Source organism: Comamonas sp. FG99, assembly GCF_057808605.1.
The window spans coordinates 93,814-118,207 of the sequence record NZ_JBMDII010000016.1; the positions used below are offsets into that span (position 1 = coordinate 93,814).

Below are 24,394 nucleotides of genomic sequence, written 5' to 3' on the forward strand. Positions count from 1 at the left end.
CTACGCTGTGTTGCACAACACGCAACACTTGGCCCTTTACCGGCCCCGCCGCCATGTCCCTGCGCCCACCCCTGAATGCCCTGAATGTGTTTTGCGCCGCCGTGCGCGAGGGCGGCGTTCGCAATGCGGCCGAGGTACTGCATGTCACGCCTGGTGCGGTCAGCCGCCAGATCCAGTCATTGGAAGCCTATCTATCGCAAGCGCTGTTCCAGCGCGCGGCAGGCGGGCCGGGGCAGCTGACTCCGGCGGGCCGGCGGCTCTACAAGCGCGTGGCCGAGCCGGTAGCGGCCATTCATGCGGCGATGGAGAATATTCCGGCGCACCAGCCCCGGCGCTCGAGCATTCTCGTGGATACCAGCGTGACACTTGCCATGTACTGGCTCATTCCACAGCTGCGCTTCTTTGCGCAGCTGCATCCGCACTGGCATGTGGAAGTGCGCACCAGCGATGGGGCGGCCGATCCCAAGACTCCGGCCGATCTCTACATCCGCAGGGACGTCGGCGAACTGCCGGGCTTGGCCGCCCAGCCCTTCATGGACGAGCATGCCATCATCGTCGCCAGCCCCGCGCTGCTGGCCGCGCGCGGCGGACCGTTGAGCAAACGCTGGCTGTCCGAAGCGCCGCGCATAGGTGCGCACTCCCGGCCCGATCTGTGGCCGAGCTGGAGCCGGCAACTGTATCCGCGCTCGGCGCCGCTGGAGCCCACGCTGTGGTTCGACAATACGGTGCTGGCCATCCAGGCCGCATTACAGGGGCTGGGCGTGCTGGTGGCGCCCGCATTGTTCGTATCCACCATGCTGGAAAGCAGCGCGCTGCGCCAGCTGGGCACCTGCGCGGTACGCACAGGCGGCTATTCTTTCGCACTGGGAACACGGCGCGACTCGGCCCGTGTTGCCGCTTTCGTGGACTGGCTGTGCGCCGCGGCGCCGGTGGCCACTAGCCCTACCGGCCGGGAATCAGCGACAGGAATTCGCGGCGCAGGTTCGGGTCGGTCAGGAAGGCGCCGCGCATCACCGAGTTGAGCATCTTCGAGTCCATCTCGCGCACGCCGCGCCAGGACATGCAGAAGTGCGAGGCCTCGAGCACCACGGCCAGGCCGTCGGGCGAGGTCTTGGTCATGATCAGGTCGGCCAGCTGCACGATGGCCTCTTCCTGGATCTGCGGGCGGCCCAGCACCCAGTCCACCAGGCGGGCGTACTTGGACAGGCCGATGACATTGGTGTTCTTGTTGGGCAGCACGCCGATCCAGACCTTGCCGATCACCGGGCACAGGTGGTGGCTGCAGGCGCTGCGCACCGTGATGGGGCCGACGATCATCAGCTCGTTCAGGTGCTCGGCATTCGGGAAGGCGGTCACCGCCGGCTGCGGCTGGTAGCGGCCCTTGAACACCTCGCCCAGATACATCTTGGCCACGCGCCGCGCGGTGCTGTGGGTGTTGTGGTCGCCCTTGGTGTCGATGACCATGCTGTCGAGCACGCCCTGCATCTTGTGCGCCACCTCGTCCACCAGCAGCTCCAGCTCCCCGGGGCGGATGAATTCGGCGATGTTGTCGTTGGCATGGAAGCGCTTTTGCGCAGCCACGATCCGTTCGCGGATCTTGACGGAGACAGGCACGCCCTCGCTGGAAGCGGGCGCCTGCACCTGGCTCGGATCGGTAAGCTTTGTAAACATAGCGGCATGGTACCAGCGAACGCTGGCCCCTCAAATATTGGTGTTTTTGGGCCTTATCCCAATTGGTACATGCGATAAAAGCTATTATTTTTACAGCAACACAAGGTGTTCTTCAGTCGCGCAGGCGAAACTCCGCGATGAGCGGCAGGTGATCCGACATGCGGCGCCAGATGCGCCCGCGCGGCACCATCCAGCCGCAGGGCGTCAGGCCCCGGGCATAGACATGGTCGAGTTGCACCACCGGCAGGCGCGAGGGGTAGGTCATCAGTGGCCGCTCGTCGTATTCGAACAGGCCGAAGCCCGCCAGCATGCGCTTGACCTGCAGGCCCCAGTCGTTGAAGTCGCCCGCCACCACCAGCGGCATGTCGGGCGGCACGTTGCGCTTGATGTAGCCGTGGATCTGCGCCACCTGGCGCAGCCGGCTGCCATGCACCAGCCCCAGGTGCACCACGATGGCATGCACGGGATGGCCGGCCACGTCCAGCTCGGCATGCAGCAGGCCGCGCTGCTCGAAGCGGTGGTCCGAGATGTCCATGTGCCCGGTCGCCCTGATGGGCCAGCGCGACAGCAGCGCATTGCCGTGCTCGCCCCAGCGGGTGCGGGCATTGGTGTGGTAGGCCGCCTCGTAGCCCAGCGGGGCCAGGAAGTCGGCCTGCGGCTGCACCGGCCAGTTGGGAAAGTAGGCCGCCTCGCGGTGGTTCATCTTGCGTACTTCCTGCAGGCAGATGATGTCGGCATCCATCTGCTCCACCGCCAGGCCCAGGTTGTGGATCTCCAGCCGCCGCGCCGGGCCCATGCCCTGCACGCCCTTGTGGATGTTGTAGGTAGCCACGCGCAGGACCGGGTGGTCGTGCGCTTGCTCGTGGTGTTGCTTGTCTTTCATCATGGCGCCATGAATCGCGGCAACCATAGTATGGCCTCCGCATTCGCAATGGAATAGCAGCGGTCCGCGGCCTCGCGCCAGCCGTGCCAGGCATGCTCGGTGTGCTCGCGCGGGCTCAGCGCCACCGGCGTGCCGGCGGGCACCTGCAGGCTGAACACATGCTCGGTGTTGAGGCACACGCCCGGCGCGTAGCGGTGCAGCCACTGCGGGTAGATGGGATAGATGTTCTCCAGGTTCCAGTCGCGCAGCACGCAGCCGGGGGCGAGGGCGTCGATGCCGGTTTCCTCGCGCACCTCGCGCACGGCGGTCTGCGCCCAGGGCTCGTGCGGCGCGTCCTTGCTGCCGGTCACCGGCTGCCAGTATTCGTCGGCATCGGCACGGCGCAGCAGCAGTACCTGCAGCGCAGGCGTATGAATGATGACCAGCACCGATTCGGGAATCTTCCAGGCGCGCGGCATCGCACTCAGCCCTTGCGCACCGGCGGGTTGGCCGTGGGCGCCGCCGGCGGCAGCGGCTTGGCCTGCAGCAAGCGCAGCTGCCGCACCATCTGGTTGTGCGCATCGAGGAAGGCGGCGGCGATCACCTTGCCTTCGTTGGTATTGCTCCAGCCCGCGCCCGCGCCGCCGCCCAGGCGGCCCAGCAGCACGCCGCCCACGCCGAGGTCGGTGGCGCGCGCCGCGCCGGTGGCCGCGGCCAGCTGCTCGGTGGTTTCGTTGTCGGTGAGGAAGAGCGCGGTCTGCGCCTCCTTGAGCTTGACCTGCTCGGCCACGCCGGCCAGGCCGGCGATGTCGCGCAGCACCGGAATCATCGCGATGATGCCTGCAAGGCCGCGCCCCGCATCCTGCTCGCTGAAGGTCAGGCTGGGCACCATGGTGTACTGCGCCTCGTAGCCTCTGGCCTTGGCCACGGTGCCGTTCGGCCGCAGCACGCCGGCATCCTGGAGCTCGCCTTCGCGGATCGTGCCTTGCAGGCCGCCGGCGCGGTCCACCACGCGAAAGCACCCGCTTTGCTGCATCAGCAGGCGCACCAGCGGCACCGGCGTGGGCGGCAAGCTGGCGGATGATGGCATCACATAGCCGCGCGGGTTCTCCAGCAGCGCCACGGTGGCGATGGGCGCATCGCAGCGCTCCAGCGAAGCATGGGCATCGCGGGCACCGGCCGGCCCGGCGGAGCCGGAGATCTCCGAGCCGCCCTGGCCGAGTTCGGTCTTCTTCTCGCCGCAGGCGACGAGAAGAAGCGCAAATACAGAACCTACGACCGTACACAGCTTGCCCCGCATATTCATTCCTCGATGAAAAAATCAGAATCGATGCGTTTGATAAGATTACTGTGCATAGGTGCATGCACGTCGTGCAACCACGGCGTCCAGTGCCGCGCTGATGTCATGGACACGGTGCGCGAGAGAGTGCACCGGCCGGCGCAGCAAGCGCTTGTCGAGCGGCGCGGCCAGGTGCGGCATCAGCGTCAATGTCTCCCCGCCCACCTCCATGGGCGGGCACAGATTCACCGGTGGCCTGGCCTGCTGTGCACCCAGCCGGGACAGGGGCATCACCAAACGGGTCGGCAAGGCGTCGATCAGGCCGCTTTGCACATCGATCACAAAGGGCATCGCCTCCCGCGAGACGGGACTCGGATTGGGATAAACGTCGAACTGGGCCATCAGTCCTGGTCCTGCCAGGCCACCAGCCCTTCGCACCATAGGCCTTGCGCCTCATGATGGGCATTCTGCTCGGCTATCCAGTCCTTGTAGGTCTCATTGAACTCGCGCCTGCGCTGCGCCAGGGTCCTCTTCTGCTCAAGCGCGGTCAGCTCGGCATAGCGCGCGGCAGACACGATCACACCGGCAACCCGCTCGTTCTTGAGCACCTGCACCGGCTCGCGCTCGGCCTGGCTGAGGTAATAACCAAAGCGGTTCTTGGCTTCGGTGGCAGTGACTCGCATGAGAACTCCCGGTCAGAATCGGTGAATGGCCATTTTAGCCATTCGTCCCTTCATGAAAAATGGCTCCCAAGCTTGCTCACTGCGTGTAGCCGCTGTCCCCCGAGGGGGCGCTTTTCATCTTGGGGCGGCCCGGCAATGAAAAAACGCCAAAGCCCCGAAGCGCCTTGGCGTTTTCTTGGCAAGGAGCCCAGCCGCTTACTGCGCCGCGGGCTGCACGTTGCGCAGGCGGATGTGCAGCTCGCGCAGCTGCTTTTCGTCGACCGGCGACGGCGCCTGGGTGAGCAGATCCTGCGCACGCTGGGTCTTGGGGAAGGCGATCACGTCGCGGATCGATTCGGAACCCGTCATCAGCGTGATCAGACGGTCCAGGCCGAAGGCCAGGCCACCATGCGGGGGCGCGCCGTACTGCAGCGCATCGAGCAGGTAGCCGAACTTGGCGCGGGCATCCTCGGGCGAGATCTTCAGCGCCGAGAACACCTTGCTCTGCACGTCGGCGCGGTGGATACGCACCGAGCCGCCACCCAGCTCCCAGCCGTTGAGCACCATGTCGTAGGCCTTGGCGATGCATTTGCCGGGATCGGTGTCCATCAGGTTCTCATGGCCGTCCTTGGGCGAGGTGAAGGGGTGGTGCACGGCCACCCAGCGATCGTCTTCCTCGTCGTGCTCGAACATGGGGAAGTCCACCACCCACAGCGGCGCCCAGCGGTCCTCGAACAGGCCGCTGGCCTTGCCGAACTCGCTGTGGCCGATCTTGATGCGCAGCGCGCCGATGGAGTCGTTGACGATCTTTTCCTTGTCGGCACCGAAGAAGATGAGGTCACCATCCTGCGCGCCGGTGCGCTTGAGGATTTCGGCGATGGCCGCGTCGTGCAGGTTCTTGACGATGGGCGACTGCAGGCCGTCGCGGCCTTTCGCAACTTCGTTGACCTTGATCCAGGCCAGGCCCTTGGCGCCGTAGATCTTGACGAACTCGGTGTAGCCGTCGATCTCGCCGCGCGAGATCTGGGCGCCGCCGGGCACGCGCAGCGCCACCACGCGGCCGCCCTTGGTCGTGGCGGGCGTGGAGAAGACCTTGAAGTCCACGTCCTTCATGACTTCGGTCAGCTCGGTGAATTCGAGCTTGACGCGCAGGTCGGGCTTGTCCGAGCCGAAGCGGTGCGCCGCGTCCTGGTAGGTCATGATCGGGAACTCGCCCAGGTCCACATCGAGCTGGGTCTTGAACACCTCGGTGACCATGCGCTGGAAGATCGCGCGGATCTCTTCCTCGTTCAGGAACGAGGTCTCGCAGTCGATCTGCGTGAACTCGGGCTGGCGGTCGGCGCGCAGGTCTTCGTCGCGGAAGCACTTGGTGATCTGGTAGTAGCGGTCGTAGCCGGCCACCATCAGCATCTGCTTGTACAGCTGGGGCGACTGGGGCAGCGCGAAGAACTGGCCGTCGTGCACGCGCGAGGGCACGAGGTAGTCGCGCGCGCCCTCGGGCGTGCTCTTGCCCAGCATGGGCGTCTCGATGTCGATGAAGCCTTCCTTGTCGAGGAAGTTGCGCACCTGGATCGCGGTCTTGTAGCGCAGCATCATGTTGCGCTGCATGGCGGGGCGGCGCAGGTCCATCACGCGGTGCGTGAGGCGCACGGTCTCGGACAGGTTCTCGTCGTCCATCTGGAACGGCGGCGTGACCGAGGCGTTGAGCACGGCGAGCTCGTGGCACAGCACTTCGATCTGGCCGCTCTTGAGCTTGTCGTTGGTGGTGCCGGCGGGGCGCGCGCGCACCAGGCCCTTGACTTGCACGCAGAATTCGTTGCGGATGCCTTCGGCGGTCTTGAACATCTCGGCGCGGTCGGGATCGCAGACCACCTGCACATAGCCTTCGCGGTCGCGCAGGTCGATGAAGATCACGCCGCCATGGTCGCGGCGGCGGTTCACCCAGCCGCACAGGGTCACGGTTTCGCCCATCAGGGCCTCGGTCACCAGACCGCAGTAGTGGGAACGCATTGCCATGTTGTTTCTATGCCTTCAAGTATGGCGCCTGGTGGGCGCCCGATTCATTCATTTGGAACCCGCGGGGCGCGGCTCGGGGGCCACGACTCCCATCGATACGATGTACTTGAGCGCTTCGTCCACGCTCATGTCCAATTCCACGCAGTCGCGCTTGGGCACCGTCACCAGGTAGCCGCCCGTGGGATTGGGCGTGGTGGGCACGAAAACGCTGACGAACTCCCCCTGCAGATGCTGCGCCACCCCGGCAGCCGGCGTGCCGGTCACGAAAGCGATGGTGTGCATGCCCGGATGCGGCCACTGCACCAGCACCGCGGTGCGAAAGGCGTTGCCGCTGTCGGAGAACACCGTGTCCGAGACCTGCTTGACGCTGGAGTAGATGGAGCGCACCACCGGGATGCGGCTGACCAGCGCGTCGCCCCAGGACACCAGCTTGCGGCCGACGAAGTTGCTGGCGATGCCCCCCACCGCGAGCAGGATGGCCAGCGTGAGCAGCACGCCGAAGCCGGGAATGTGCAGGCCCAGCAGCGCATCGGGCTGCCAGCGGTCGGGCAGGATGTTCAGCGTCTGGTCCAGCGTGCCGACGATCCAGCTCAGCACCCAGACGGTGATCACGCCGGGCACGATGACCAGCATGCCGCTCAGCAGCCATTTGCGCAGCGTAGCCATCATCGCCTGCCCCTTCGCCATGTCCGCGCCGCCGTGCTCAGGCCGAGGCGGCAGGCGCCGCAGCAGCCGGAGCCGGAGCCGGAGCCGGGGCCGCAGCCGCGGCATCCGATGCCGGGGCTGCAGCGGGGGCCGCAGCCTTGGCCTTGCCGCTGAAGTCGGTGGCGTACCAGCCCGTGCCTTTCAACTGAAAGCCGGGCGCGGTCAGCTGCTTGGAAAAGCGCGCTTCGCCGCACGCGGGGCATTGGGCGAGGGGCGCATCCGATACCTTCTGCAGTACGTCCTTGGCGAAGCCGCAGGCGGCACACTTGTATGCGTAAATGGGCATGTCGCTACATCAAAATCGAGGAAAACCCTTGATTATATGCGGGCCGGCGAAGCCATCGCCCCGGCCTCGGGCTCGAAGGGCTGGAGCGGCGTGTGCTGGTTGCGCACCCATTGCGGCAGCAGCGAGCCGGCCACCATGCCCGCCATCGCGGCCAGCACGCCCGCCAGCTGCGCCGGGAACAGCGCTCCCCAGGCCATGCCCAGGCCGGCCAGCCACACGCCTATGCCCAGCAACACCGCGGCCAGCGCGCCCTGCGTGGTGGCGCGCCTCCAGTACAGGCCGAAGACCAGCGGCACGAAGGCGCCCACCAGCGGCACCTGGTAGGCGCCGGACACCAGCTCGTAGATCGGCGTGCCCTGCATCTTGATGGAATAGAGCAGCACGCAGGCGGCGAACACCAGCACGCTGATGCGCATGGTCAGCAGGTTCTCGCGGTCGCTGATGTGCGGGCGGAACTGGCGCCAGATGTTCTCGGTGAAGGTGACGCTGGGCGCCAGCAGCGTGGCCGAGGCGCAGGATTTGATGGCCGACAGCAGCGCGCCGAAGAACAGCACCTGCATCACCAGCGGCATGCGCTCCATCACTAGCGTGGGCAGCACTTTCTGCGGATCGTCCTGCAGCAGCGAGGCCGTTTGCTCGGGCATGATGAGCAGCGCGCTGGCCACCAGGAACATGGGCACGAAGGCGAACAGGATGTAGGCGCTGCCGCCGATCACCGTGCCGCGCACCGCGGATTTCTCGGTGTTGGCCGACATCACGCGCTGGAACACGTCCTGCTGCGGGATGGAGCCCAGCATCATGGTGATGGCGGCGCCGAAGAAGAACACGATCTCGTGCCAGCTCGGCTCGGGCCAGAACCTGAACAGCTCGCGGCTCACCGCCAGGTCGATCACGCGCGTGGCGCCGCCGGCCATGTCGCTGGCGAAGAAGGCCAGCACCAGCAGGCCGGCCACCAGGATGATCATCTGGATGAAATCGGTCACCGCCACCGACCACATGCCGCCGAACAGCGTATAGGCCAGGATCGAGACCACGCCGATGAACATGCCCATCGAGATGCTTACCGCGCCGCCCGACAGCAGGTTGAACACCAGGCCCAGCGCGGTGACCTGGGCCGACACCCAGCCCAGGTAGCTGAGCATGATGATCAGCGAGCAGATGATCTCGATGCCGCGGCCAAAGCGGGTGCGGTAGTAGTCGCTGATGGTGAGCAGCGTCATGCGGTAGAGCTTGCCGGCGAAGAACAGGCCCACCAGGATCAGGCACATGCCGGCGCCAAACGGGTCTTCGACCACCGCGTGCAGGCCGCCGCCGATGAACTTGGCCGGCACGCCCAGCACGATCTCCGAGCCGAACCAGGTGGCGAAGGTGGTGGTGATGATCATGTACATCGGCAGATGCCGGCCGGCAATGGCGAAGTCGGCCGTGTTCTTCACGCGCCGCGCGGCCCACAGGCCGATGGCGATGGTGGCGAACAGATAGGCAATCACCCACGCGATCAAGTGGTTCATGGTTCAGGGCGTGTCAAGCATTTCAAATTCAGGAGCTGCCAGCGCTTGCTACTAAACGTTTTCCAATATTTTTCATATTGAAATCGTTTACAGGAAAGCGCTAGCAGCTATTATTTTTTATCCACAACCATCAGAACAGCCGCATGCGGATCAGCAGCTGCACCACCAGCAGCCCCAGCGCAAAGCCGATGCCGCCGGCAACGATCATGCGCAGCAGGCCGTTGGTGCGCTTTTGCTGCTCCAGCAGTTCGCGGATCAGCGCGTCGTGCGCATCGCCCTGGCGCTCCAGGTAGCGGTGCAGCAGGCGCGGCATGTCGGGCAGCAGCTTGGCGTAGCGCGGCGCCTGCGCGCGCAGCTCGCGCCACAGCCGCTGCGGGCCCATCTGGTCGAGCATCCATTTTTCGAGGAAGGGCTTGGCGGTGCTCCACAGGTCGAGGTTGGGGTCGAGCTGCCGGCCCAGGCCCTCGATGTTGAGCAGCGTCTTTTGCAGCAGCACCAGCTGCGGCTGGATCTCGACATGGAAGCGCCGCGAGGTCTGGAACAGCCGCATCAGCACCATGCCCAGCGAGATCTCCTTGAGCGGCCGGTCGAAATACGGCTCGCATACCGCGCGGATGGCCGACTCCAGCTCGTCCACCCGCGTCTCGGGCGGTACCCAGCCGCTTTCGATGTGCAGCTCGGCCACGCGCTTGTAGTCGCGCCTGAAGAACGCCGTGAAGTTCTGCGCCAGGTATTCCTTGTCGTACTCGGTGAGCGTGCCGACGATGCCGAAGTCCAGCGAGATATAGCGCCCGAACGACTGCGGCGCCAGGCTCACCATGATGTTGCCCGGGTGCATGTCGGCATGAAAGAAGCCGTCGCGGAACACCTGGGTGAAGAAGATGGTCACGCCGTCGCGCGCCAGCTTGGGAATGTCCACGCCGGCCTCGCGCAGCGTCTCGACCTGGTTGATGGGCACGCCCTGCATGCGCTCCATCACCATCACGTCCTGGTGGCAGAAATCCCAGTAGACCTCGGGGATCAGCACCAGGTCGAGCCCTTCCATGTTGCGGCGCAGCTGCGCCGCGTTGGAGGCCTCGCGCATCAGGTCCAGCTCATCGTGCAGGTAGTTGTCGAACTCGGCCACCACCTGGCGGGGCTTGAGGCGCTTGCCGTCGGCCGACAGGCGCTCCACCCAGTTGGCCATCATGCGCATCAGCGCCAGGTCGCTGTCGATCACCGGCAGCATGCCGGGGCGCAGCACCTTGACCGCCACCTCGCGCAGCTCGCCATCGCGGGTGCGGATGGTGGCGAAGTGCACCTGCGCGATCGACGCGCTGGCCACCGGCTGCACGTCGAACTGCACGAAGACCTCGCCTATGGGCTTGCGGAACGCCCGCTCGATGGTGGCGATGGCCACCTGCGAATCGAAGGGCGGCACGCGGTCCTGCAGCAGCGCCAGCTCTTCGGCGATATCGGGCGGCAGCAGGTCGCGCCGCGTGGACAGCACCTGGCCGAACTTGACGAAGATGGGCCCCAGCCGCTCCAGCGCCTGGCGCAGGCGCATGCCGCGCGGCTCGCTCCAGCTGCGGCCCAGCCGCGCAACCGAGCTGATGCGCCTGAGCCAGGGGTGGTCGAAGCTGGACAGCACCACCTCGTCCAGCCCGTACCGGAACACCACCCACAGGATGGTGAAGCCGCGAAAAAAGCGCTTCATGAATCGGACGCGGGAGCGGCCGGCGCGCCATAGCCCGCCGGCGTGGGCGGCGCCTCGGGCTGGGCGGCCTGGCGGCGCGAGGCCATGGTGCGCATGCCGGCGGCGACGAACTGGCGCAGCGCCTGCGCCACGCGCTGGCCGGCCGAGGCGATCCAGTGCGCCGGCGTATCGCCGATCAGCCGGGACAGGTCTTCCTCCACATCCCAGCGCACATGGTCGACCAGCCACTGGATCTCGGCGGCGAACTGCACGTCGCCATCGATGCGGATGGCCGGGCGCTCGCCCTGCAGCACGCTGCCGGCCAGCGCCAGCGCCGACTCGTCGGCCATGTGCACCCGCAGGTCCGGCGTGGCCGAGGGCGCGGCCAGCTCGAGCAGCCCGGCGCGGGTGATCTGCAGCGCCAGGCTCACCGAGCGCCACTGCAGCTGCACCACGCGGCCGCTCTGGCGCGCCAGGCGGTCCATGGCTTCGCTCTCCTGCATCAGCACATGGTTGAGGAACAGCACCGCGCGGTGCTGCACCTCATGCACCAGCCACTCGGGCGGCCGCGCCGAGCCAAGCAGACGCTGGATCAGATCGCCAGCCAAAGAAAAAGGGGACTGTGTTGCCATAGTCCCCATTTTATCTGCGGCGCACCGCCGCCCTAGCGCCAAAAACCGTTCATTGCAGCGCCTGCAGCCCCGCCACCAGCCAGCCGCTGGTGCCGTCCTTGGGCTTGGTCATGTTCCAGACCTCGCGGAAGGGGCTGGGGCCGGTGTGGCTTTCCTCGCGGATCATGCCCGAGAACTCCACGCTGGCCATGTAGGCATGGCCCAGGTCCTCGATGCCGAGCAGCTGCGCATCGAGCATCACCACATCGGTCTGGTTGGGCTGGCCGGCCTGCTGGGGCGTGCCGCGGTGCTGCTCGCGGTCGTCGAGCTGGCTGCGCACCTCGTTGAGCATGTCGTCGGTCATCATCGAGCGCAGCGTGGCGATGTCGGCACGGTCCCAGGCAGCCTGCAGCGTGACGAAGTTGCGCTTGGCGGCCTCCAGGAAGCCCTGGGTGTCGAAGCCCTCGGGAACACCCCAGTTCTGCGAGCCGGCCAGCGCCGAGCCGATCATGCTGCCGCCGGCGCCCGTGGCGGCCGGCGTGGCGCCATGCTCCCACGGCCGGGCCGAGGCGTCGTTGCCGATCTTCTCGGGGTTGTACTGGCGCGCCACCGGCGCATTTTGCGGAGCGTTGTCGAAGCCGCCCGGCGCGCCCGAGGCGCCCTGCCCCTGGTAGGCATAAGGCGACTGGCCGGCTGCGCCACCCGCCTTGCGGCGCATGACCATGCCGATGACCGCCACCGCCACCAGCGCCAGCAGCGCGATCAGCAGGAAGTTGCCGAACGCCGCGCCCAGGCCCAGCGAGTTCGCCAGCCAGGCCAGGCCCAGGCCCGCGGCCAGCCCGCCCAGCATCGCGCCCCAGGGCCGCTTGGGCGCGGCCTGCGGCGTTTGCGCCGCGGGCGTTGCCGGACGGCTCTGCGCGCTTTGCGCCGGCGCCGCAGTATTGCCCGGCGCCTGCGTCGGCGCGGCTTCGCGCTGCGTCACATTGCTCGACTGGCGGCCCATGGACTTGCCGCCGCCCATGCGCCGGGCATCGGCGTCCAGGTGCACGACCGCGAGCAGCAGCACCAGCACCATCGACCAGATTTTCGTTTTCATCGCTTTCGTTTCTCCTGTTGGCGAAGGCCGGCTTGCGCCGCCTTCATCGGTACCCCATGGTTTGCCATCTGATGTCCTTTATGTTGTATTTCAATGCGCGCTGGGGGAAACACGCATGCTTTTCGCCATCAGGCGGCTTGATTCAGCATTTGATGCCGACGTGCAGCGCGGTGATGCCCGCCGTCATGTTGTGGTAGTCCACATGGCCAAAGCCCGCCGCCTGCATCATGCGCTTGAGCTCTTCCTGCCCCGGGTGCATGCGGATGGACTCGGCCAGGTAGCGGTAGCTGTCGGCGTCGCCCGCCACCAGCTGGCCGATGCGCGGCAGCACCTGGAAGGAATACAGGTCGTAGGCCTTGGACAGCGGCCTGGCCACCTTCGAGAACTCCAGCACCAGCAGCCGGCCGCGGGCCTTCAGCACGCGGTTCATCTCGGCCAGCGCCCGGTCCTTGTGCGTCATGTTGCGCAGGCCGAAGGCCACGCTCACCACGTCGAAATGGCCGTCGGGAAAAGGCAGCTCCTCGGCATCGCACACCAGCGTGGGCAGCACCAGGCCCTTGTCGATCAGGCGGTCGCGCCCCACGCGCAGCATGGCCTCGTTGATGTCGGTGTGCACCACCTGGCCGCTCGGCCCCACCTTCTTGGCAAACGCCATGGCCAGGTCGCCGGTGCCGCCGGCGATGTCCAGCACCTTGTGGCCGGGCTGCAGGTTCGCCACCATGACCGTGTACTGCTTCCACACCCGATGCAGGCCGGCCGACATCAGGTCGTTCATCACGTCGTACTTGCTGGCGACGGAATCGAACACGCCGCGCACCTTGCGCGCCTTGTCCTGCTCGTCTACGGTCTCGTATCCAAAATGGGTGGTGGTCATGAGCGCAATGCTAACCAGCATTTGGCCCGCCAGCGGCTACAACCCCGCCGTGCTGCAGGGTATGCGTGAAAAATATCGCCCTACGCTGGCTCACTGTGCGTAGCCGCTGCCCCCCGAGGGGCCGCTGCGGCGCCACGCCATCCCATCAATGGTGCGAGCAGCCGTGCCCGCCCTTGGGCGCCATGGGCTGGTCGCGCTCCAGCCCCGCCTGCTGCAGCCGCTGCAGGTAGTCGGCCCACAGCTCGTCCTGGCGGCTGCCCAGCTCGTACAGGTACTGCCAGCTGTACAGGCCGCTTTCGTGCCCGTCCGAGAACAGCGGCTTGATCGCATAGTTGCCCACCGGCTCGATCTGCACGATGGCCACATCGCGCTTGCCGGTCTGCAGCACCTCCTGCCCCGGCCCATGGCCCTGGACCTCGGCCGACGGCGAATATACGCGCAGGAACTCGAACGGCAGGCGAAACGCCCTGCCGTCTGAAAACACCAGCTCCAGCACCCGCGACTTGCCGTGCACCGTGAGCGCCTGCGGCACCGGGGTGCCCGCCTGCAAACCAGCCATGAAACCACTCCTGAAACCAGGTTGGAATTGTCGCAGATGCGGCCCGGGCCGGCAGGCGCCTCACTTCGCGGCCTGCACCAGCACCTTGGCGTTGGGCAGCTCGCCGAACATCTCCGGCGCATACAGGGCCTCGACCCGGCTGGGCGGCAGGCTGAAATCGCCCACGCTGTTCAGGCGCACCGTGTACTCCATCTTGACCGTGCCCTTGGGCAGGTATTCGTAGTAGCTGCGGTAGGCCTCGAAGCTGCGCTCCTCGAAGGCCGGCCAGCCCCAGCCCGCGCGCTTCTCGCCGCCGCCCCGCGCCTCGGTGGCGATGGCCGAGTCGCGGCCCAGGCCGCCGCCCAGGATGGTGGCGCCGGTGGGCACCGGGTCGGTGATGGCCACCCAGGTCATGTCGGCGCTGGCGTTGACCTCCAGCGTCACGCGCAGCACGTCGCCGCGCGTGTAGCGGCCGGCGGGCAGGCTCTTGTCGGCCTGCTCCACCGGGGTCACCGTCTTCTTGATCTGGTAGCCGGCGGCCACCGGCGCGGCCAGCGGCACGGCGGCCAGCGACTGCACCGTGAGCCAGGGCTTGCCGCTGCCGTTTTGCTGCACCTTGAGGCTGCCCGCGCCACTGGGCCAGGGCAGCAGCATGGTGTTGTTCAGCCAGTTGCCGGGCGCGGTGGGCGCACCGGTGAAGGTCTTGGTGTGCTGCTTGGGCTGGTCGGGCTGCTCGGCCTTCCTCACCACCTTGCTCCAGTCCACCTCGGCCGTCTTTCCGCCCAGGCTGGCCTGGGTGGTGCCGGTGACCGGCACGGACTCGAACACCTTGGAGAAGCGCTGCAACGCGATCGCGCCCCACAGATTGGCGGTGGTGGTGTACCAGGCCCCGCCTTGCTGGCGGGCGATGAAACCATTGGCCAGGCGCGGCATGTCGTCCTTCCAGGCCGGGTCGTCCATCACCGCCAGCATCAGGCGGGCGGTGTTCACGTCGCCGTTTTGCATCAGCCACCACCAGTAGTCGTCCTTCTCGGTGCTGAAGACCAGCTTGGTGCCCTGGTAGGACAGGCGGGCACGCAGGATCTGGCTGGCCTCTTCGCTGCGCTGGGCGCGCTCGGGCAGATCCTTCATCAGCTTGAGGATGGACAGCCAGTCGATCACCGCGTGCGTGGGCCACTGGTTGGGCGCGATGGTGATGCTGCCGAGCATGGCCGGCGTGGCCTTGCCATAGCGCGCCAGCGCATGGATGGCGGCGAGCTTGCGGATGTCGAGGTCGGCGCGCGGGCTCCAGAACTTGCGCTCGATCTTGCCCTGCACGAAGTTGGCCAGGCCCGCGCTCATGCGCTGGAGCGCCTCGGCCGGCACCGCGTAGGCCGGATCGAGCCTGCGCATCTCGGCGCCCGCGCTGAGCAGGTAGGCGGTGAGCGTGTCGCTGCCGCTGTTGCGGCTGCCGCCCGAGGGCGGGAAGTAGTATGCCAGGCCGTCGTCGTCCAGGTAGGTGGGCAGGCGCTCCATCACGCCCTGCCACATCTGCGCGTCGCCCAGGCCGATGGCCTTGCTGAACTGCTGCTCCAGGCAGGCATAGGGGTAGCGGCTCCACCAGTCGCGCACGCCGGGCAGGCCTTCGGCGAGCTTGGGCATCAGCGACATGGCGATGCCGCCGCGCCCGGGCAGCGCCGTGGCGGGAATCTCGAGCGGCAGCTCATAGCTGCCATCGAGCTGCACCAGCGTGGCCTGGCGCACGCTGACCGGCACGGCCGGCACGATGCGCTGGCTGAGCTTGAGCGCATCGCTGGCGCCGCCGTTCGCATCCTTGGCGGACAGCTCCCACAGCAGCTCGCCGGGGCGGGTGGCGGCCAGCTGCTGCGGCGCGGTGACCGGCCACGACACCAGCCTGGATTCGCCGGCCGGGATCTCGACGGTCTTGGCGTCGAGCTGCAGCAGCGTGGCGCGCGGTGCGACCTCGACCTTCATCGCCTTGGCGGTGGTGTTGCGCAGCGTGAGCTGGGCCTCGAACTGGTCGCCTTCGCGCACCAGCGGCGGCAGGCCGCTGATGATCTGCAGGTCCTGCGTGGTGCGGATGGTGGTGCTGCCGGTGCCGAACAGCGCGAGGCCGCTGTCGGCGACCGCGACGATGCGAAAGCTGGTGAGCGCATCATTGAGCGGCACCTCGACCTCGGCCTGGCCGTTGGCATCGAGCTGCACATCGGGGCGCCACAGCAGCAGCGTGTCGAGCAGCTCGCGGGTCTGGCCCAGGCCGCCGCCGCCGCCCGCGGCCACGGCCTTGCGGCCATAGTGGCGGCGGCCGATGATCTCCATCTGCGCGGTGGAGTTCTCCACGCCCCAGGCGCGCTTCTGGTACATGGCCTCCAGCAGGTTCCACGAGGTGTTGGGGCGCAGCTCCAGCAGCGCCTGGTCCACCGCGGCCAGCGCCACCTGGGCGCCGGCGGCGGGCTTGCCGTCGGGCAGCTTGGCCTCTATGCGCACCTTGGCCTTGCCGCGCACCTGGTAGCTGTCCTGGTCGGCCTTCACGCTCACCGCGAGCTGGCGCTCCCGGATGCCAACACGGATCTCGGCCACGCCCAGGCGGTAGGCGGGCTTGGACAGGTCGACCAGCGCGGTGGGCGCCACATATTCCTTGCCCTCGTACCAGAAGGCGGTCCACCACTGGCGCGGCGACTTGTAGCCCCAGGTGAAGAAGCTGTACCAAGGCACCTCGACCAGGCGGCCGCGCAGCGCGAGCACGCTCACGTACACATTGGGGCCCCAGCCGTCTTCGATCTTCAGGCTCACCGTCGGATCGCTGCCCTCGATGTCGACCACGCGGGCGGCGATGATGCCCTCGCGCTCCACGGTGAGCAGCGCGGTGGCATGGCGAAATGGCATGCGCACTTGGAAGCGCGCGGTCTCGCCGGCCTGGTAGGACTTCTTCTCGGGCAGCAGGTCCATGCGGTCATGGTCCTGGCCGCCGAACCACAGCTCGCCCTGCCTGGTGACCCAGACCGAGGTGGCGGCCTGCGCCACGCGGCCCTGCCCGTCCTTGGCCTCGGCGACGAGCTGGACCTCGCCGTCCTGCTTGAGCTCGGAGCTGCACAGCAGCAGACCGCGCGCATCGGTCTTGCCCGAGCAGACCACGCCCAGGTCCTTGGTTTCCTGCTGGTTGTCGTAGCTGTAGAAGCCGCCGACCATGCGCTTGCGCACCGAGGTGGTGATGCGGGCGCTGGCGCGTACCTGAAGCGGCACGCCGGCGGCGGGCTTGCCGTCGGTGGAAAGCGCCAGCGCCTGGTAGCTCAGCTGCTTGCCGGCCGAGGCCCAGCTCTCGGCCTTGATGCCGGCCACCACCGCGGCGGGCCACAGCGTGCTGCGGCTGGACAGGGTCTGGACCTCGCCGTTGGGATCGGAGAAATTGGCCTCGATCACCAGGTCCTGAGCGGCGGGCGAGGCCGGCATGTCGCCCAGCGCCACCTTGCCGCTGCCGTTGGCATCGAGCGTGAGCGCCAGCTTGTCGGCCACGATGCGGCGGTCGCTGCCGCTGGCGACCTCGGGCGCGTCGTCCTCGGCCGAGATGCCGCCGCGCCTTTGCGGCGGCGTGAACGAGTATTCGCCGTAGTCGGCGAACTCCAGGTACTTGGACTGCACCATGGCCGAGACCTGCACCGGCAGCCGGGCCGCGGCGCCGCCCGACACGTACGACAGCTGCACGCTGGCGGCCAGGTCCTTGGGCTGCACCAGCGGCGCCGGGCTGGCGGCGGCCACGCGGCCGGTGAACACCGGCAGGCGGAACTCCTCGACGCGGAAGTCGCCGGTCTCCAGGCTGCTGTTGTGCTCGCCCAGGTTCTTGAGGGCGATGCTGTAGCGGCCCAGCTTGGCGGCCGGCGGTATCCTGAATTCGGACACGCCGGCAAAGCCGCCATCGGCGCGGCGCTGCCATCTCACCGGCACGCTGAACTCGTCGCTGCTGCCCATATGGGTCAGCGTCGCCGCATCGGGCAGGTCGGCATCCTTGAGGCTGCCCAGGCCGCCGCTGGTCTGGGCGCGAATGAAGTGCTTCATCGAAACCGTTTCGCCGGCGCGCAGCAGGCTGCGGTCGAGCACCGTGTGCGCCACATAGTCGGGCGAGGCGCTCATGCTGTGGTCGAGGTTGAAGCGCCAGCTCTCGATGCCACGCTGCCAGTCGCTCCAGACGAAGGCCATGTCGGGCGCGCCGTTCACCGTGGCGCGGGCGCTCACGAAGTAGGCGCGGTTGTAGCGGCATTCCTTGCCGCCCTCGGGCGACAGGCCCTCGAAGCGGGCCACGCCGTCCTTGTCGGTTTCGGCCTGCATCAGCGCAGTGCCGTCGCAGCCGGACACACGCACCTGCGCGCCCGCCACCGGCTTGCCCTTGTCCAGCGTGGTCACCCAGGCCATGGAGTTTTCGCGGCCGAGCTTGAAATGCACGCCCAGGTTGGTGACCAGCGCCGAAGTGCGCACATACATGGTGCGCCGCTCGCCGTACTGCTCGCCCAGCAGCGCCTCGCCCAGCATCGGCGAGGCGATCTCCAGCACATGGAAGCCCGCTGCCAGCGGAATGCCCACCACCTCGAACGGGCGCGGGTCCTGGCCGTCGGCCTTGGGCAGCGCCAGCGTCTTCACGCCCGGCTGGCCGCCCAGCAGCGATAGCTGGCGCGACGCGACCCAGTCCTTGTCCATGTCGCTCACCACCGGCGGCAGCGGGCCCTTGATGTCCCGGGCGGCCTGCTTTCGCTCGACCCGGCTTTCGTGGTAGTCGTTGACCTTGCGCCACCAGCGGATGATGTCGGCATCGGTGCGCAGCTGCAGCGCCGAGACGCTGCCGTTGTCGGCCAGCGCCAGGCCGCTCAGCGGCAGCTGCGCCTCAACCTTGCGCAGCGTCACCGGCAGGATGGCCGGGCCCTTCTCGCCCTCGGCGAAGCGCTCGACCACGCCGAAGGGCGCGGCGGCGAACTTGGCCAGCGGCGGCATCTCGCCGGTACCCACCTTCAGCGGGAACATCTGCGCATTCGACAGTGTGCGCCCGCTCACATCCTTGAAGCCGGGCGGCAGCTCGATGCGGTACGAGGCCTTCTCGGGGAACGGCGGCTTGAAGCTGAGCGTGCTCACCTCCTCGCTCTTGTCGCCGTCCTCGAAGACCGGCTTGAGCGCGCCGAGCCGGATGCCCTCGGCCAGCTTGCGCTCCACCGGCGCGTTGAAGTTCAGCGTCATCGGCCGGATCGGCAGGCAGGCCGCCTGGGCGTTCTCGCGCTCGCAGCTGAACTCGGCGCTGAAGGGCTGGCGCACGTTGAACTCGAAGCGCTTCTCGATCTTGCCGGCCATGCCGCCGGGCGTGGCCACGCCCTTGCCGATGACCAGGCGCATGCGCGCGCCCGAGGGCAGCGGGCGGCTGCAGGCCAGCGCCACGTAGCGTGCCGAATTGCGCTGCATCTCGGACTTGCCGAAGATGTTGATCTTGTCCTGCTCGGTGAGCAGCCGCACCGGCATGCGCTCGCCCACGCCATCGACCACGCACCAGCTGTTCTTCTCGACGCTGGCCGGCGCCACCGCACCGTTGAAGCGCAGGCCGAAGTACTGGTCTTCGTCGATGTCGTTGTAGGTGCCGGGGCGCACCGACTGCACGAAGGGCCCGCCGGTATTGAAGGCATAGCTGGCCGCGCCCTTGGGCGCCTGCCCGGCGAGGTCCTTGAAGCCGGCGTCCCTGGCCAGCGTGCAGCTCACGCCGGGCGGCAGATCCTGGCTGAAGTCGAACACCCACTCGCGCGAACTGGTCCAGCGCCCGGAGCCGTCCTTCATCGCCGCCGGGTCGTCGCACGAGAGCTTGACCGGCGCGGGCCGGCCCTGGTCGCCGAAGCGTATGGCATCGCTGTCGAACTTGACCACCACCTGCCGCACGCGGGCCACCTCGCCCTGCGGCGAGACCTGGGTGATGGCAGTGGCCTGCGCCTGCAGCGCGGCAAGGGCCACGGCCCCCGCGATGATGATGCCTCTCCCGCTGCGCCATTGCTGGGCCATGGTGCTCTCCTGAAAAGATAGCTGCCAGCGCTTAATCCATAAGCGCCGCATCCCGATCTTGCTTGTTTTTTTACGCGCAGAGGCCGGGCCTCGCTCCGGCCGCGAAAAACCCCGGGGGTCTGCGCTCACTGCGGCTTGAACCCGCTGTCATGGATGATCTTCACCCACACATCGGTATAGGCCTTCTCGCGCGCCGCCAGCTGCTCGGGCGACATATAGCCCACCGTCAGCCCCATGGCCACCAGCTGGGCATGCACATCGGGCTGGGCCACCGCCTTGGCGACGGCCTGCGAGACCTCGTGCACCATCACGGCCGGCGTGCCCGCGGGCGCATAGACGCCGTAGTACGGCATGTCCTCGAAGCCCTTGAACCCCAGCTCGCCGAAGGTGGGCACATCGGGCAGCGCCGCCTGGCGCTTGCCGCCCAGCGTGGCCAGCACGCGCAGCTTGCCGGCGCGGTGGGTTTCGATGAAGTCCTGCACCGAGCCCACGCCGGCGGGGATCTGGCCCGCCATCACATCGGCCAGCATGGGCGCGCTGCCGCGGTAGGGCGCGGCCACCAGGTCCAATTCGTAGCGCTTGCCCAGCAGCTGCACCAGGAACTCGGGCGTGGACGCCGGCGCCGGAATGCCCACCGCGCTCTTGCCGCCCTGGCGGCGCACCCACTGCACATACTCGTCGAAGGTCTTGGCGCCGGTGATCGGCGACACCGCCAGCGCATTGACGAAGCTGGCGAAGCCCGCCACCGGCACGAAATCGGTGCGCGGATCGAAGCCCGGGTTCTTCACCACATGCGGCAGGATGGAGATGGTGTGGTCGTGCGTGACGAAGAAGGTCGAGCCGTCCAGCGGCGCCGCCTTGAGCTGCTGCGCCGCGATCTGCCCGCCCGCGCCCGGGCGGTTCTCCACCACCACCGGCGTGCCCAGCGTGTCCTTCATCTTCTCGGCCAGCAGGCGCGCAATCGCGTCGGTGCCGCCGCCCGGCGGAAAGCCCACCAGCAGGCGCACGGGCTTGCCCTTGTTGTAGGCCGCGGCATGGCTGGACTGCATGCCCGTGCCCGCCAGCGCCGCAGCCAGCAGTTGGAGGGAGAAGTGTCGGCGGTTGATCGGCATCATGGTGCTAGGACGGATAAGTGAAAGGGAGTCAACCCGCCAGGCGGGCCTGGTGACGCGCCAGCTGCGCGCGCACCTGGGCCGGCGCGGTGCCGCCCAGCGTGTTGCGGGCGTTGAGCGAGCCTTCGAGGCTGAGCGCGTCGAACACGTCGGCCGCGATGCCGGGGTTGAAGGCCTGCAGCTCGGCCAGCGGCAGCTCGGTCAGATCCACGCCCTTTTGCGAGGCCAGCTTGACCGCATGGGCCACGGTCTCGTGCGCATCGCGGAAGGGCAAGCCCTTCTTGACCAGGTAGTCGGCCAGGTCGGTGGCCGTGGCATAGCCCTTGAGCGCGGCTGCGCGCATGGCCTGGGCGTTGACGCTGATGCCGCCCTCCTTCGCGCCGGTGGCCGGGTTGGCCTGGCCGCCAATCATCTCGGCGAAGATGCGCAGCGTGTCCTTGAGCGTGTCGACGGTGTCGAACAGCGGCTCCTTGTCTTCCTGGTTGTCCTTGTTGTAGGCCAGCGGCTGGCCCTTCATCAGCGTGATCAGGCCCATCAGGTGGCCGACCACGCGGCCGGTCTTGCCGCGCGCCAGCTCGGGCACGTCGGGGTTCTTCTTCTGCGGCATGATCGACGAGCCGGTGGTGAAGCGGTCGGCGATGCGGATGAAGCCGAAGTTCTGGCTCATCCAGATGATCAGCTCTTCGGACAGGCGCGAGACATGCACCATGCACAGGCTGGCGGCCGAGGCGAACTCGATCGCGAAGTCGCGGTCGCTCACGCCGTCCAGGCTGTTCTGGCACACGCCGGCCATGCCCAGCGTACGCGCCACGCGCTCGCGGTCCAGCGGGTAGGTGGTGCCGGCCAGCGCCGCGCTGCCCAGCGGCAGCACGTTGACCCGCTTGCGGGCGTCGCGCATGCGCTCCTGGTCGCGCTGGAACATCTCCACATAGGCCAGCAGGTGGTGCGCGAAGCTCACCGGCTGCGCCACCTGCAGGTGGGTGAAGCCGGGCAGGATCACGTCGACGTTCTTCTCGGCCACCTCCACCAGCGCCAGTTGCAGCTCGGACAGCAGGCCGTCGATCAGGTCGATCTCGCCGCGCAGCCACAGGCGCACGTCGGTGGCCACCTGGTCGTTGCGGCTGCGGCCGGTGTGCAGCCGCTTGCCGGCATCGCCCACCAGCTGGGTCAGGCGCGCCTCGATGTTCAGGTGCACGTCCTCCAGGTCCAGCTTCCAGTCGAACTGGCCCGACTCGATCTCGGTGGCGATCTGCGCCATGCCCTGCCGGATCTGGGCGTGGTCCTGCGCGCCGATGATGCCCTGCGCCGCCAGCATCTCGGCATGCGCCAGGCTGCCGGCGATGTCGGCCTGCCACAGGCGCTTGTCGAAGAACACGCTGGAGGTGTAGCGCTTGACCAGGTCGCTCATGGGCTCGGAGAACAGGGCCGACCAGGCCTGGGCCTTGGTGTCGAGCTGGTTGTGGCTGGCGGCGGGAGACGTAGGGGTGGACATGGATGGGAAAAATCGGGTTAAGCTGCTTGGCACATGCCGGCTTCCTGTCGGCATGCCGCAAGCCGCATGCCGGCAATATCGGCCATTGTGAGAAATATGTGCCGGAATTCTATAGCCATGCAGTCATCTTCCACCACCGGCGCCGGCCCTCCAGCCCCCGGCGCTCTGGTATTCGAGGCCTGCACCGCCAGCGTGGTGGTCCGCACCGTGCTGCTGGTGCAAGGCGTGCTCGCCATCGGCGCGGGCTTCGGCGCCGCCGGCGCGGCCGCCTGGCTGGCCGGCGCAGCGCTGCTCACCGCCGCCAGCCTGCCGGCCACGCTGCTGTGGCTGCTGGCCGCCTGCTCGCAAAAGCAGTTGCTGCAGCGCTGCGGCGCCGGGCCGCAGCTTGCAGCCGGCACCGGGCTGGGCGCGGGCTGCGGACTGCTGGCCGCGCTGCTGTACCGCTGGGCCGACCGTACTGGCGCCGGGCCCGCCTGGCTGGCCAGCGCCCTGGCCGGCGCGCTGCTGGCGGCCATGGTGGTCGCGGCGCTGCAATGGCGCGCCCAGGCGCGCACGCCGGCCGCCACCGGCGCGCGGCTGGCAGAGCTGCAGGCGCGCATCCGCCCGCATTTCCTGTTCAACGCCCTCAACAGCGCCATCGCCCTGGTGCAGCTCGATCCGCGCCGGGCCGAAAGCCTGCTCGAAGACCTGAGCGAGCTGTTCCGCCACGCGCTGGCCGAGCCGCATGGCACTTCGACGCTGGGCGACGAGATCCTGCTCGCCCGGCGCTACCTGGCGATCGAGCAGGCTCGCTTCGGCGAGCGCATGGCGGTGCAGTGGAACCTCGATGCGCGCGCCGCCGCGGCGGCGGTGCCGCCGCTGCTGCTGCAGCCGCTGGTGGAAAACGCGGTCAGGCACGGCATCGAGCCCGGCCGGGGGCGGGGCAAGATCATCGTCGCCACCCGCCGGCGCGGCACTACGGTGCAGATCCAGATCATGAACACCGCGCCGCCGCCCGGGCCCGCCGGCCATGCCGCCGGCAGCGGCATCGCGCTGGCCAATGTGCGCCAGCGCCTGCGCCTGCTCTACGACCTGGAATGCGACTTCCAGGCCTCGCGCAGCAACGGCCACTACTGGCTGCGCATCACCATTCCGGCCTGAAGCCCATGTACAGGCCCGGCGCATGAAAACCCTGATCGTCGACGACGAAGCCCTGGCCCGCAGCCGCCTCGCCCGCCTGCTGGGCGAAGCCGGCCTGGCCGCCGCCGACATCCACGCAGCCGCCGACGCGCAGCAGGCGCTGCAGTGCCTGGCGCGGCCCGGGCCGCGGTTCGAGCTGCTGCTGCTCGATATCCATATGCCGGGCACAAGCGGCCTGGCGCTGGCCCGGGCCATCGCTGCGCAGAGCGCGCCGCCGGCGGTGGTCTTCGTCACCGCCCATGCCGGGCATGCGCTGCAGGCGTTCGAGCTGAACGCGGTGGACTACCTCACCAAGCCGGTGCGGCTCGAGCGGCTGCGCCAGGCGCTGGCCAAGCTGCGCCGCGGCGACGGGGCAATGCCTGGCGAGGCGCTGCTGATCCACGGCCGCGGCCGCACGGAGCGCGTGCCGCTGGCCGAGGTGCTGTACCTCAAGGCCGAGCAGAAATACCTCACCGTGCGCACCGCGCGGCACAGCTACATCATGGACGGCTCGCTGGGCGAGCTGGAGCTGCGCCACCCGGGCCGCTTCCTGCGGGTGCACCGCAATGCGCTGGTGGCCCGCGGCGCGGTGCGCGCGCTCGAGAAATACCTGGCTGCCGACGGCAGCGAAGGCTGGCGCCTGCGCCTGCAGGGGCTGCCCGAGCACCTGCCGGTCTCGCGCCGCCAGCTAGCGGCGGTGCGCGCGGAGATTGGGCGCTGATTTTTTGCCGCCGGGCCGCCCCAAGGCAAAAAGCGCCCCTCTTGGAGGTAATGCCGTTCACTTAAGCCAGTGAACTGAATGAGTCCCTCAGGAGCCCCCGC

At 68.1% G+C, this 24,394-nt stretch carries 21 protein-coding genes; 3 read left to right on the top strand and 18 right to left on the bottom strand.

From position 1 onward, the window contains the following. The first annotated feature begins 53 nt into the window (after positions 1 to 53). A complete protein-coding gene (locus ACODRX_RS12905) occupies positions 54 to 1,022 on the top strand; it encodes a LysR substrate-binding domain-containing protein (RefSeq protein WP_488871906.1) in 969 nt (322 codons plus the stop codon). On the opposite strand, the gene folE is transcribed toward ACODRX_RS12905, so the two are convergent. The 18 genes from folE to argH all read right to left on the bottom strand — a co-directional run bounded on the left by folE (position 943) and on the right by argH (position 22,414). Further along, complete coding sequence (folE, locus tag ACODRX_RS12910) at positions 943 to 1,671, bottom strand: GTP cyclohydrolase I (RefSeq protein WP_488871907.1); 729 nt, start codon at positions 1,669 to 1,671, stop codon at positions 943 to 945. The two genes, ACODRX_RS12905 and folE, sit on opposite strands and share 80 nt — an antisense overlap. Positions 1,672 to 1,783: 112 nt before the next feature. Beyond that, the gene (locus ACODRX_RS12915) at positions 1,784 to 2,554 is read right to left on the bottom strand and encodes an endonuclease/exonuclease/phosphatase family protein (protein ID WP_488871927.1); all 771 of its coding nucleotides are present in this window, start codon (positions 2,552 to 2,554) and stop codon (positions 1,784 to 1,786) included. Continuing rightward, entirely contained in the window at positions 2,554 to 3,012 is a 459-nt protein-coding gene (gene nudB / locus ACODRX_RS12920) for a dihydroneopterin triphosphate diphosphatase (RefSeq protein ID WP_488871908.1), read from the bottom strand. The genes ACODRX_RS12915 and nudB overlap by 1 nt, the downstream gene beginning before the upstream one ends. Positions 3,013 to 3,017: 5 nt before the next feature. Then, positions 3,018 to 3,839, bottom strand: a complete 822-nt coding sequence (locus ACODRX_RS12925) for a CsgG/HfaB family protein (protein ID WP_488871909.1) — start codon at positions 3,837 to 3,839, stop codon at positions 3,018 to 3,020. Between the two features lie 39 nt (positions 3,840 to 3,878). Then, positions 3,879 to 4,214, bottom strand: coding sequence for a CcdB family protein (locus ACODRX_RS12930; protein WP_488871910.1), 336 nt, complete (start codon positions 4,212 to 4,214; stop codon positions 3,879 to 3,881). Then, positions 4,214 to 4,495 (bottom strand): type II toxin-antitoxin system prevent-host-death family antitoxin, encoded by a 282-nt coding sequence (locus ACODRX_RS12935; RefSeq protein WP_488871911.1) that lies wholly within the window; start codon positions 4,493 to 4,495, stop codon positions 4,214 to 4,216. The genes ACODRX_RS12930 and ACODRX_RS12935 overlap by 1 nt, the downstream gene beginning before the upstream one ends. Before the next feature lie 195 nt (positions 4,496 to 4,690). After that, positions 4,691 to 6,490, bottom strand: coding sequence for an aspartate--tRNA ligase (aspS, locus tag ACODRX_RS12940; protein ID WP_488871912.1), 1,800 nt, complete (start codon positions 6,488 to 6,490; stop codon positions 4,691 to 4,693). A 48-nt stretch (positions 6,491 to 6,538) separates the two neighbouring features. Continuing rightward, the gene (locus ACODRX_RS12945) at positions 6,539 to 7,156 is read right to left on the bottom strand and encodes a DUF502 domain-containing protein (protein WP_488871928.1); all 618 of its coding nucleotides are present in this window, start codon (positions 7,154 to 7,156) and stop codon (positions 6,539 to 6,541) included. 37 nt (positions 7,157 to 7,193) lie between these two features. Continuing rightward, the gene (locus ACODRX_RS12950) at positions 7,194 to 7,481 is read right to left on the bottom strand and encodes an FmdB family zinc ribbon protein (protein WP_488871913.1); all 288 of its coding nucleotides are present in this window, start codon (positions 7,479 to 7,481) and stop codon (positions 7,194 to 7,196) included. A 32-nt stretch (positions 7,482 to 7,513) separates the two neighbouring features. Next, on the bottom strand, positions 7,514 to 8,992 hold the full coding sequence (locus tag ACODRX_RS12955) for a high affinity choline transporter 1 (RefSeq protein ID WP_488871914.1): 1,479 nt from the start codon (positions 8,990 to 8,992) through the stop codon (positions 7,514 to 7,516). Positions 8,993 to 9,122: 130 nt separating this feature from the next. Further along, on the bottom strand, positions 9,123 to 10,688 hold the full coding sequence (ubiB, locus tag ACODRX_RS12960) for a ubiquinone biosynthesis regulatory protein kinase UbiB (RefSeq protein WP_488871915.1): 1,566 nt from the start codon (positions 10,686 to 10,688) through the stop codon (positions 9,123 to 9,125). After that, complete coding sequence (locus ACODRX_RS12965; RefSeq protein ID WP_488871916.1) at positions 10,685 to 11,299, bottom strand: SCP2 sterol-binding domain-containing protein; 615 nt, start codon at positions 11,297 to 11,299, stop codon at positions 10,685 to 10,687. The genes ubiB and ACODRX_RS12965 overlap by 4 nt, the downstream gene beginning before the upstream one ends. 49 nt (positions 11,300 to 11,348) lie before the next feature. Then, complete coding sequence (locus ACODRX_RS12970) at positions 11,349 to 12,374, bottom strand: TIM44-like domain-containing protein (RefSeq protein WP_488871917.1); 1,026 nt, start codon at positions 12,372 to 12,374, stop codon at positions 11,349 to 11,351. 142 nt (positions 12,375 to 12,516) lie between these two features. Continuing rightward, complete coding sequence (ubiE, locus tag ACODRX_RS12975; protein ID WP_488871918.1) at positions 12,517 to 13,248, bottom strand: bifunctional demethylmenaquinone methyltransferase/2-methoxy-6-polyprenyl-1,4-benzoquinol methylase UbiE; 732 nt, start codon at positions 13,246 to 13,248, stop codon at positions 12,517 to 12,519. A gap of 145 nt (positions 13,249 to 13,393) precedes the next feature. Beyond that, a complete protein-coding gene (locus tag ACODRX_RS12980) occupies positions 13,394 to 13,807 on the bottom strand; it encodes a gamma-butyrobetaine hydroxylase family protein (RefSeq protein WP_488871919.1) in 414 nt (137 codons plus the stop codon). A gap of 60 nt (positions 13,808 to 13,867) precedes the next feature. Then, the gene (locus ACODRX_RS12985; protein WP_488871920.1) at positions 13,868 to 19,810 is read right to left on the bottom strand and encodes an alpha-2-macroglobulin family protein; all 5,943 of its coding nucleotides are present in this window, start codon (positions 19,808 to 19,810) and stop codon (positions 13,868 to 13,870) included. A gap of 125 nt (positions 19,811 to 19,935) precedes the next feature. Next, positions 19,936 to 20,922 (bottom strand): Bug family tripartite tricarboxylate transporter substrate binding protein, encoded by a 987-nt coding sequence (locus ACODRX_RS12990; protein ID WP_488871929.1) that lies wholly within the window; start codon positions 20,920 to 20,922, stop codon positions 19,936 to 19,938. A 31-nt stretch (positions 20,923 to 20,953) separates the two neighbouring features. Then, the gene (argH, locus tag ACODRX_RS12995) at positions 20,954 to 22,414 is read right to left on the bottom strand and encodes an argininosuccinate lyase (RefSeq protein WP_488871921.1); all 1,461 of its coding nucleotides are present in this window, start codon (positions 22,412 to 22,414) and stop codon (positions 20,954 to 20,956) included. A gap of 117 nt (positions 22,415 to 22,531) precedes the next feature. Here argH and ACODRX_RS13000 point away from each other — a divergent pair, with 117 nt between their 5' ends. Both ACODRX_RS13000 and ACODRX_RS13005 read left to right on the top strand, forming a co-directional pair. Next, entirely contained in the window at positions 22,532 to 23,554 is a 1,023-nt protein-coding gene (locus ACODRX_RS13000; protein ID WP_488871922.1) for a sensor histidine kinase, read from the top strand. 22 nt (positions 23,555 to 23,576) lie between these two features. Beyond that, positions 23,577 to 24,293, top strand: coding sequence for a LytR/AlgR family response regulator transcription factor (locus ACODRX_RS13005; RefSeq protein WP_488871923.1), 717 nt, complete (start codon positions 23,577 to 23,579; stop codon positions 24,291 to 24,293). Positions 24,294 to 24,394: the final 101 nt, after the last annotated feature.

Excerpts from the sequence above, each read along its gene's own strand:
- ACODRX_RS12985 (WP_488871920.1), bottom strand. The coding sequence starts at position 19,810 with ATGGCCCAGCAATGGCGCAGCGGGAGAGGCATCATCATCGCGGGGGCC.
- ACODRX_RS12955 (WP_488871914.1), bottom strand. The coding sequence starts at position 8,992 with ATGAACCACTTGATCGCGTGGGTGATTGCCTATCTGTTCGCCACCATC.
- ACODRX_RS12925 (WP_488871909.1), bottom strand. The coding sequence starts at position 3,839 with ATGAATATGCGGGGCAAGCTGTGTACGGTCGTAGGTTCTGTATTTGCG.
- ACODRX_RS13000 (WP_488871922.1), top strand. The coding sequence starts at position 22,532 with ATGCAGTCATCTTCCACCACCGGCGCCGGCCCTCCAGCCCCCGGCGCT.
- ACODRX_RS12935 (WP_488871911.1), bottom strand. The coding sequence starts at position 4,495 with ATGCGAGTCACTGCCACCGAAGCCAAGAACCGCTTTGGTTATTACCTC.
- ACODRX_RS12930 (WP_488871910.1), bottom strand. The coding sequence starts at position 4,214 with ATGGCCCAGTTCGACGTTTATCCCAATCCGAGTCCCGTCTCGCGGGAG.
- ubiE (WP_488871918.1), bottom strand. The coding sequence starts at position 13,248 with ATGACCACCACCCATTTTGGATACGAGACCGTAGACGAGCAGGACAAG.
- ACODRX_RS13005 (WP_488871923.1), top strand. The coding sequence starts at position 23,577 with ATGAAAACCCTGATCGTCGACGACGAAGCCCTGGCCCGCAGCCGCCTC.
- ACODRX_RS12945 (WP_488871928.1), bottom strand. The coding sequence starts at position 7,156 with ATGGCTACGCTGCGCAAATGGCTGCTGAGCGGCATGCTGGTCATCGTG.
- ACODRX_RS12990 (WP_488871929.1), bottom strand. The coding sequence starts at position 20,922 with ATGCCGATCAACCGCCGACACTTCTCCCTCCAACTGCTGGCTGCGGCG.
- ACODRX_RS12980 (WP_488871919.1), bottom strand. The coding sequence starts at position 13,807 with ATGGCTGGTTTGCAGGCGGGCACCCCGGTGCCGCAGGCGCTCACGGTG.
- ACODRX_RS12950 (WP_488871913.1), bottom strand. The coding sequence starts at position 7,481 with ATGCCCATTTACGCATACAAGTGTGCCGCCTGCGGCTTCGCCAAGGAC.
- folE (WP_488871907.1), bottom strand. The coding sequence starts at position 1,671 with ATGTTTACAAAGCTTACCGATCCGAGCCAGGTGCAGGCGCCCGCTTCC.
- argH (WP_488871921.1), bottom strand. The coding sequence starts at position 22,414 with ATGTCCACCCCTACGTCTCCCGCCGCCAGCCACAACCAGCTCGACACC.
- ACODRX_RS12915 (WP_488871927.1), bottom strand. The coding sequence starts at position 2,554 with ATGAAAGACAAGCAACACCACGAGCAAGCGCACGACCACCCGGTCCTG.
- ACODRX_RS12905 (WP_488871906.1), top strand. The coding sequence starts at position 54 with ATGTCCCTGCGCCCACCCCTGAATGCCCTGAATGTGTTTTGCGCCGCC.
- ubiB (WP_488871915.1), bottom strand. The coding sequence starts at position 10,688 with ATGAAGCGCTTTTTTCGCGGCTTCACCATCCTGTGGGTGGTGTTCCGG.
- ACODRX_RS12965 (WP_488871916.1), bottom strand. The coding sequence starts at position 11,299 with ATGGCAACACAGTCCCCTTTTTCTTTGGCTGGCGATCTGATCCAGCGT.
- nudB (WP_488871908.1), bottom strand. The coding sequence starts at position 3,012 with ATGCCGCGCGCCTGGAAGATTCCCGAATCGGTGCTGGTCATCATTCAT.
- ACODRX_RS12970 (WP_488871917.1), bottom strand. The coding sequence starts at position 12,374 with ATGAAAACGAAAATCTGGTCGATGGTGCTGGTGCTGCTGCTCGCGGTC.
- aspS (WP_488871912.1), bottom strand. The coding sequence starts at position 6,490 with ATGGCAATGCGTTCCCACTACTGCGGTCTGGTGACCGAGGCCCTGATG.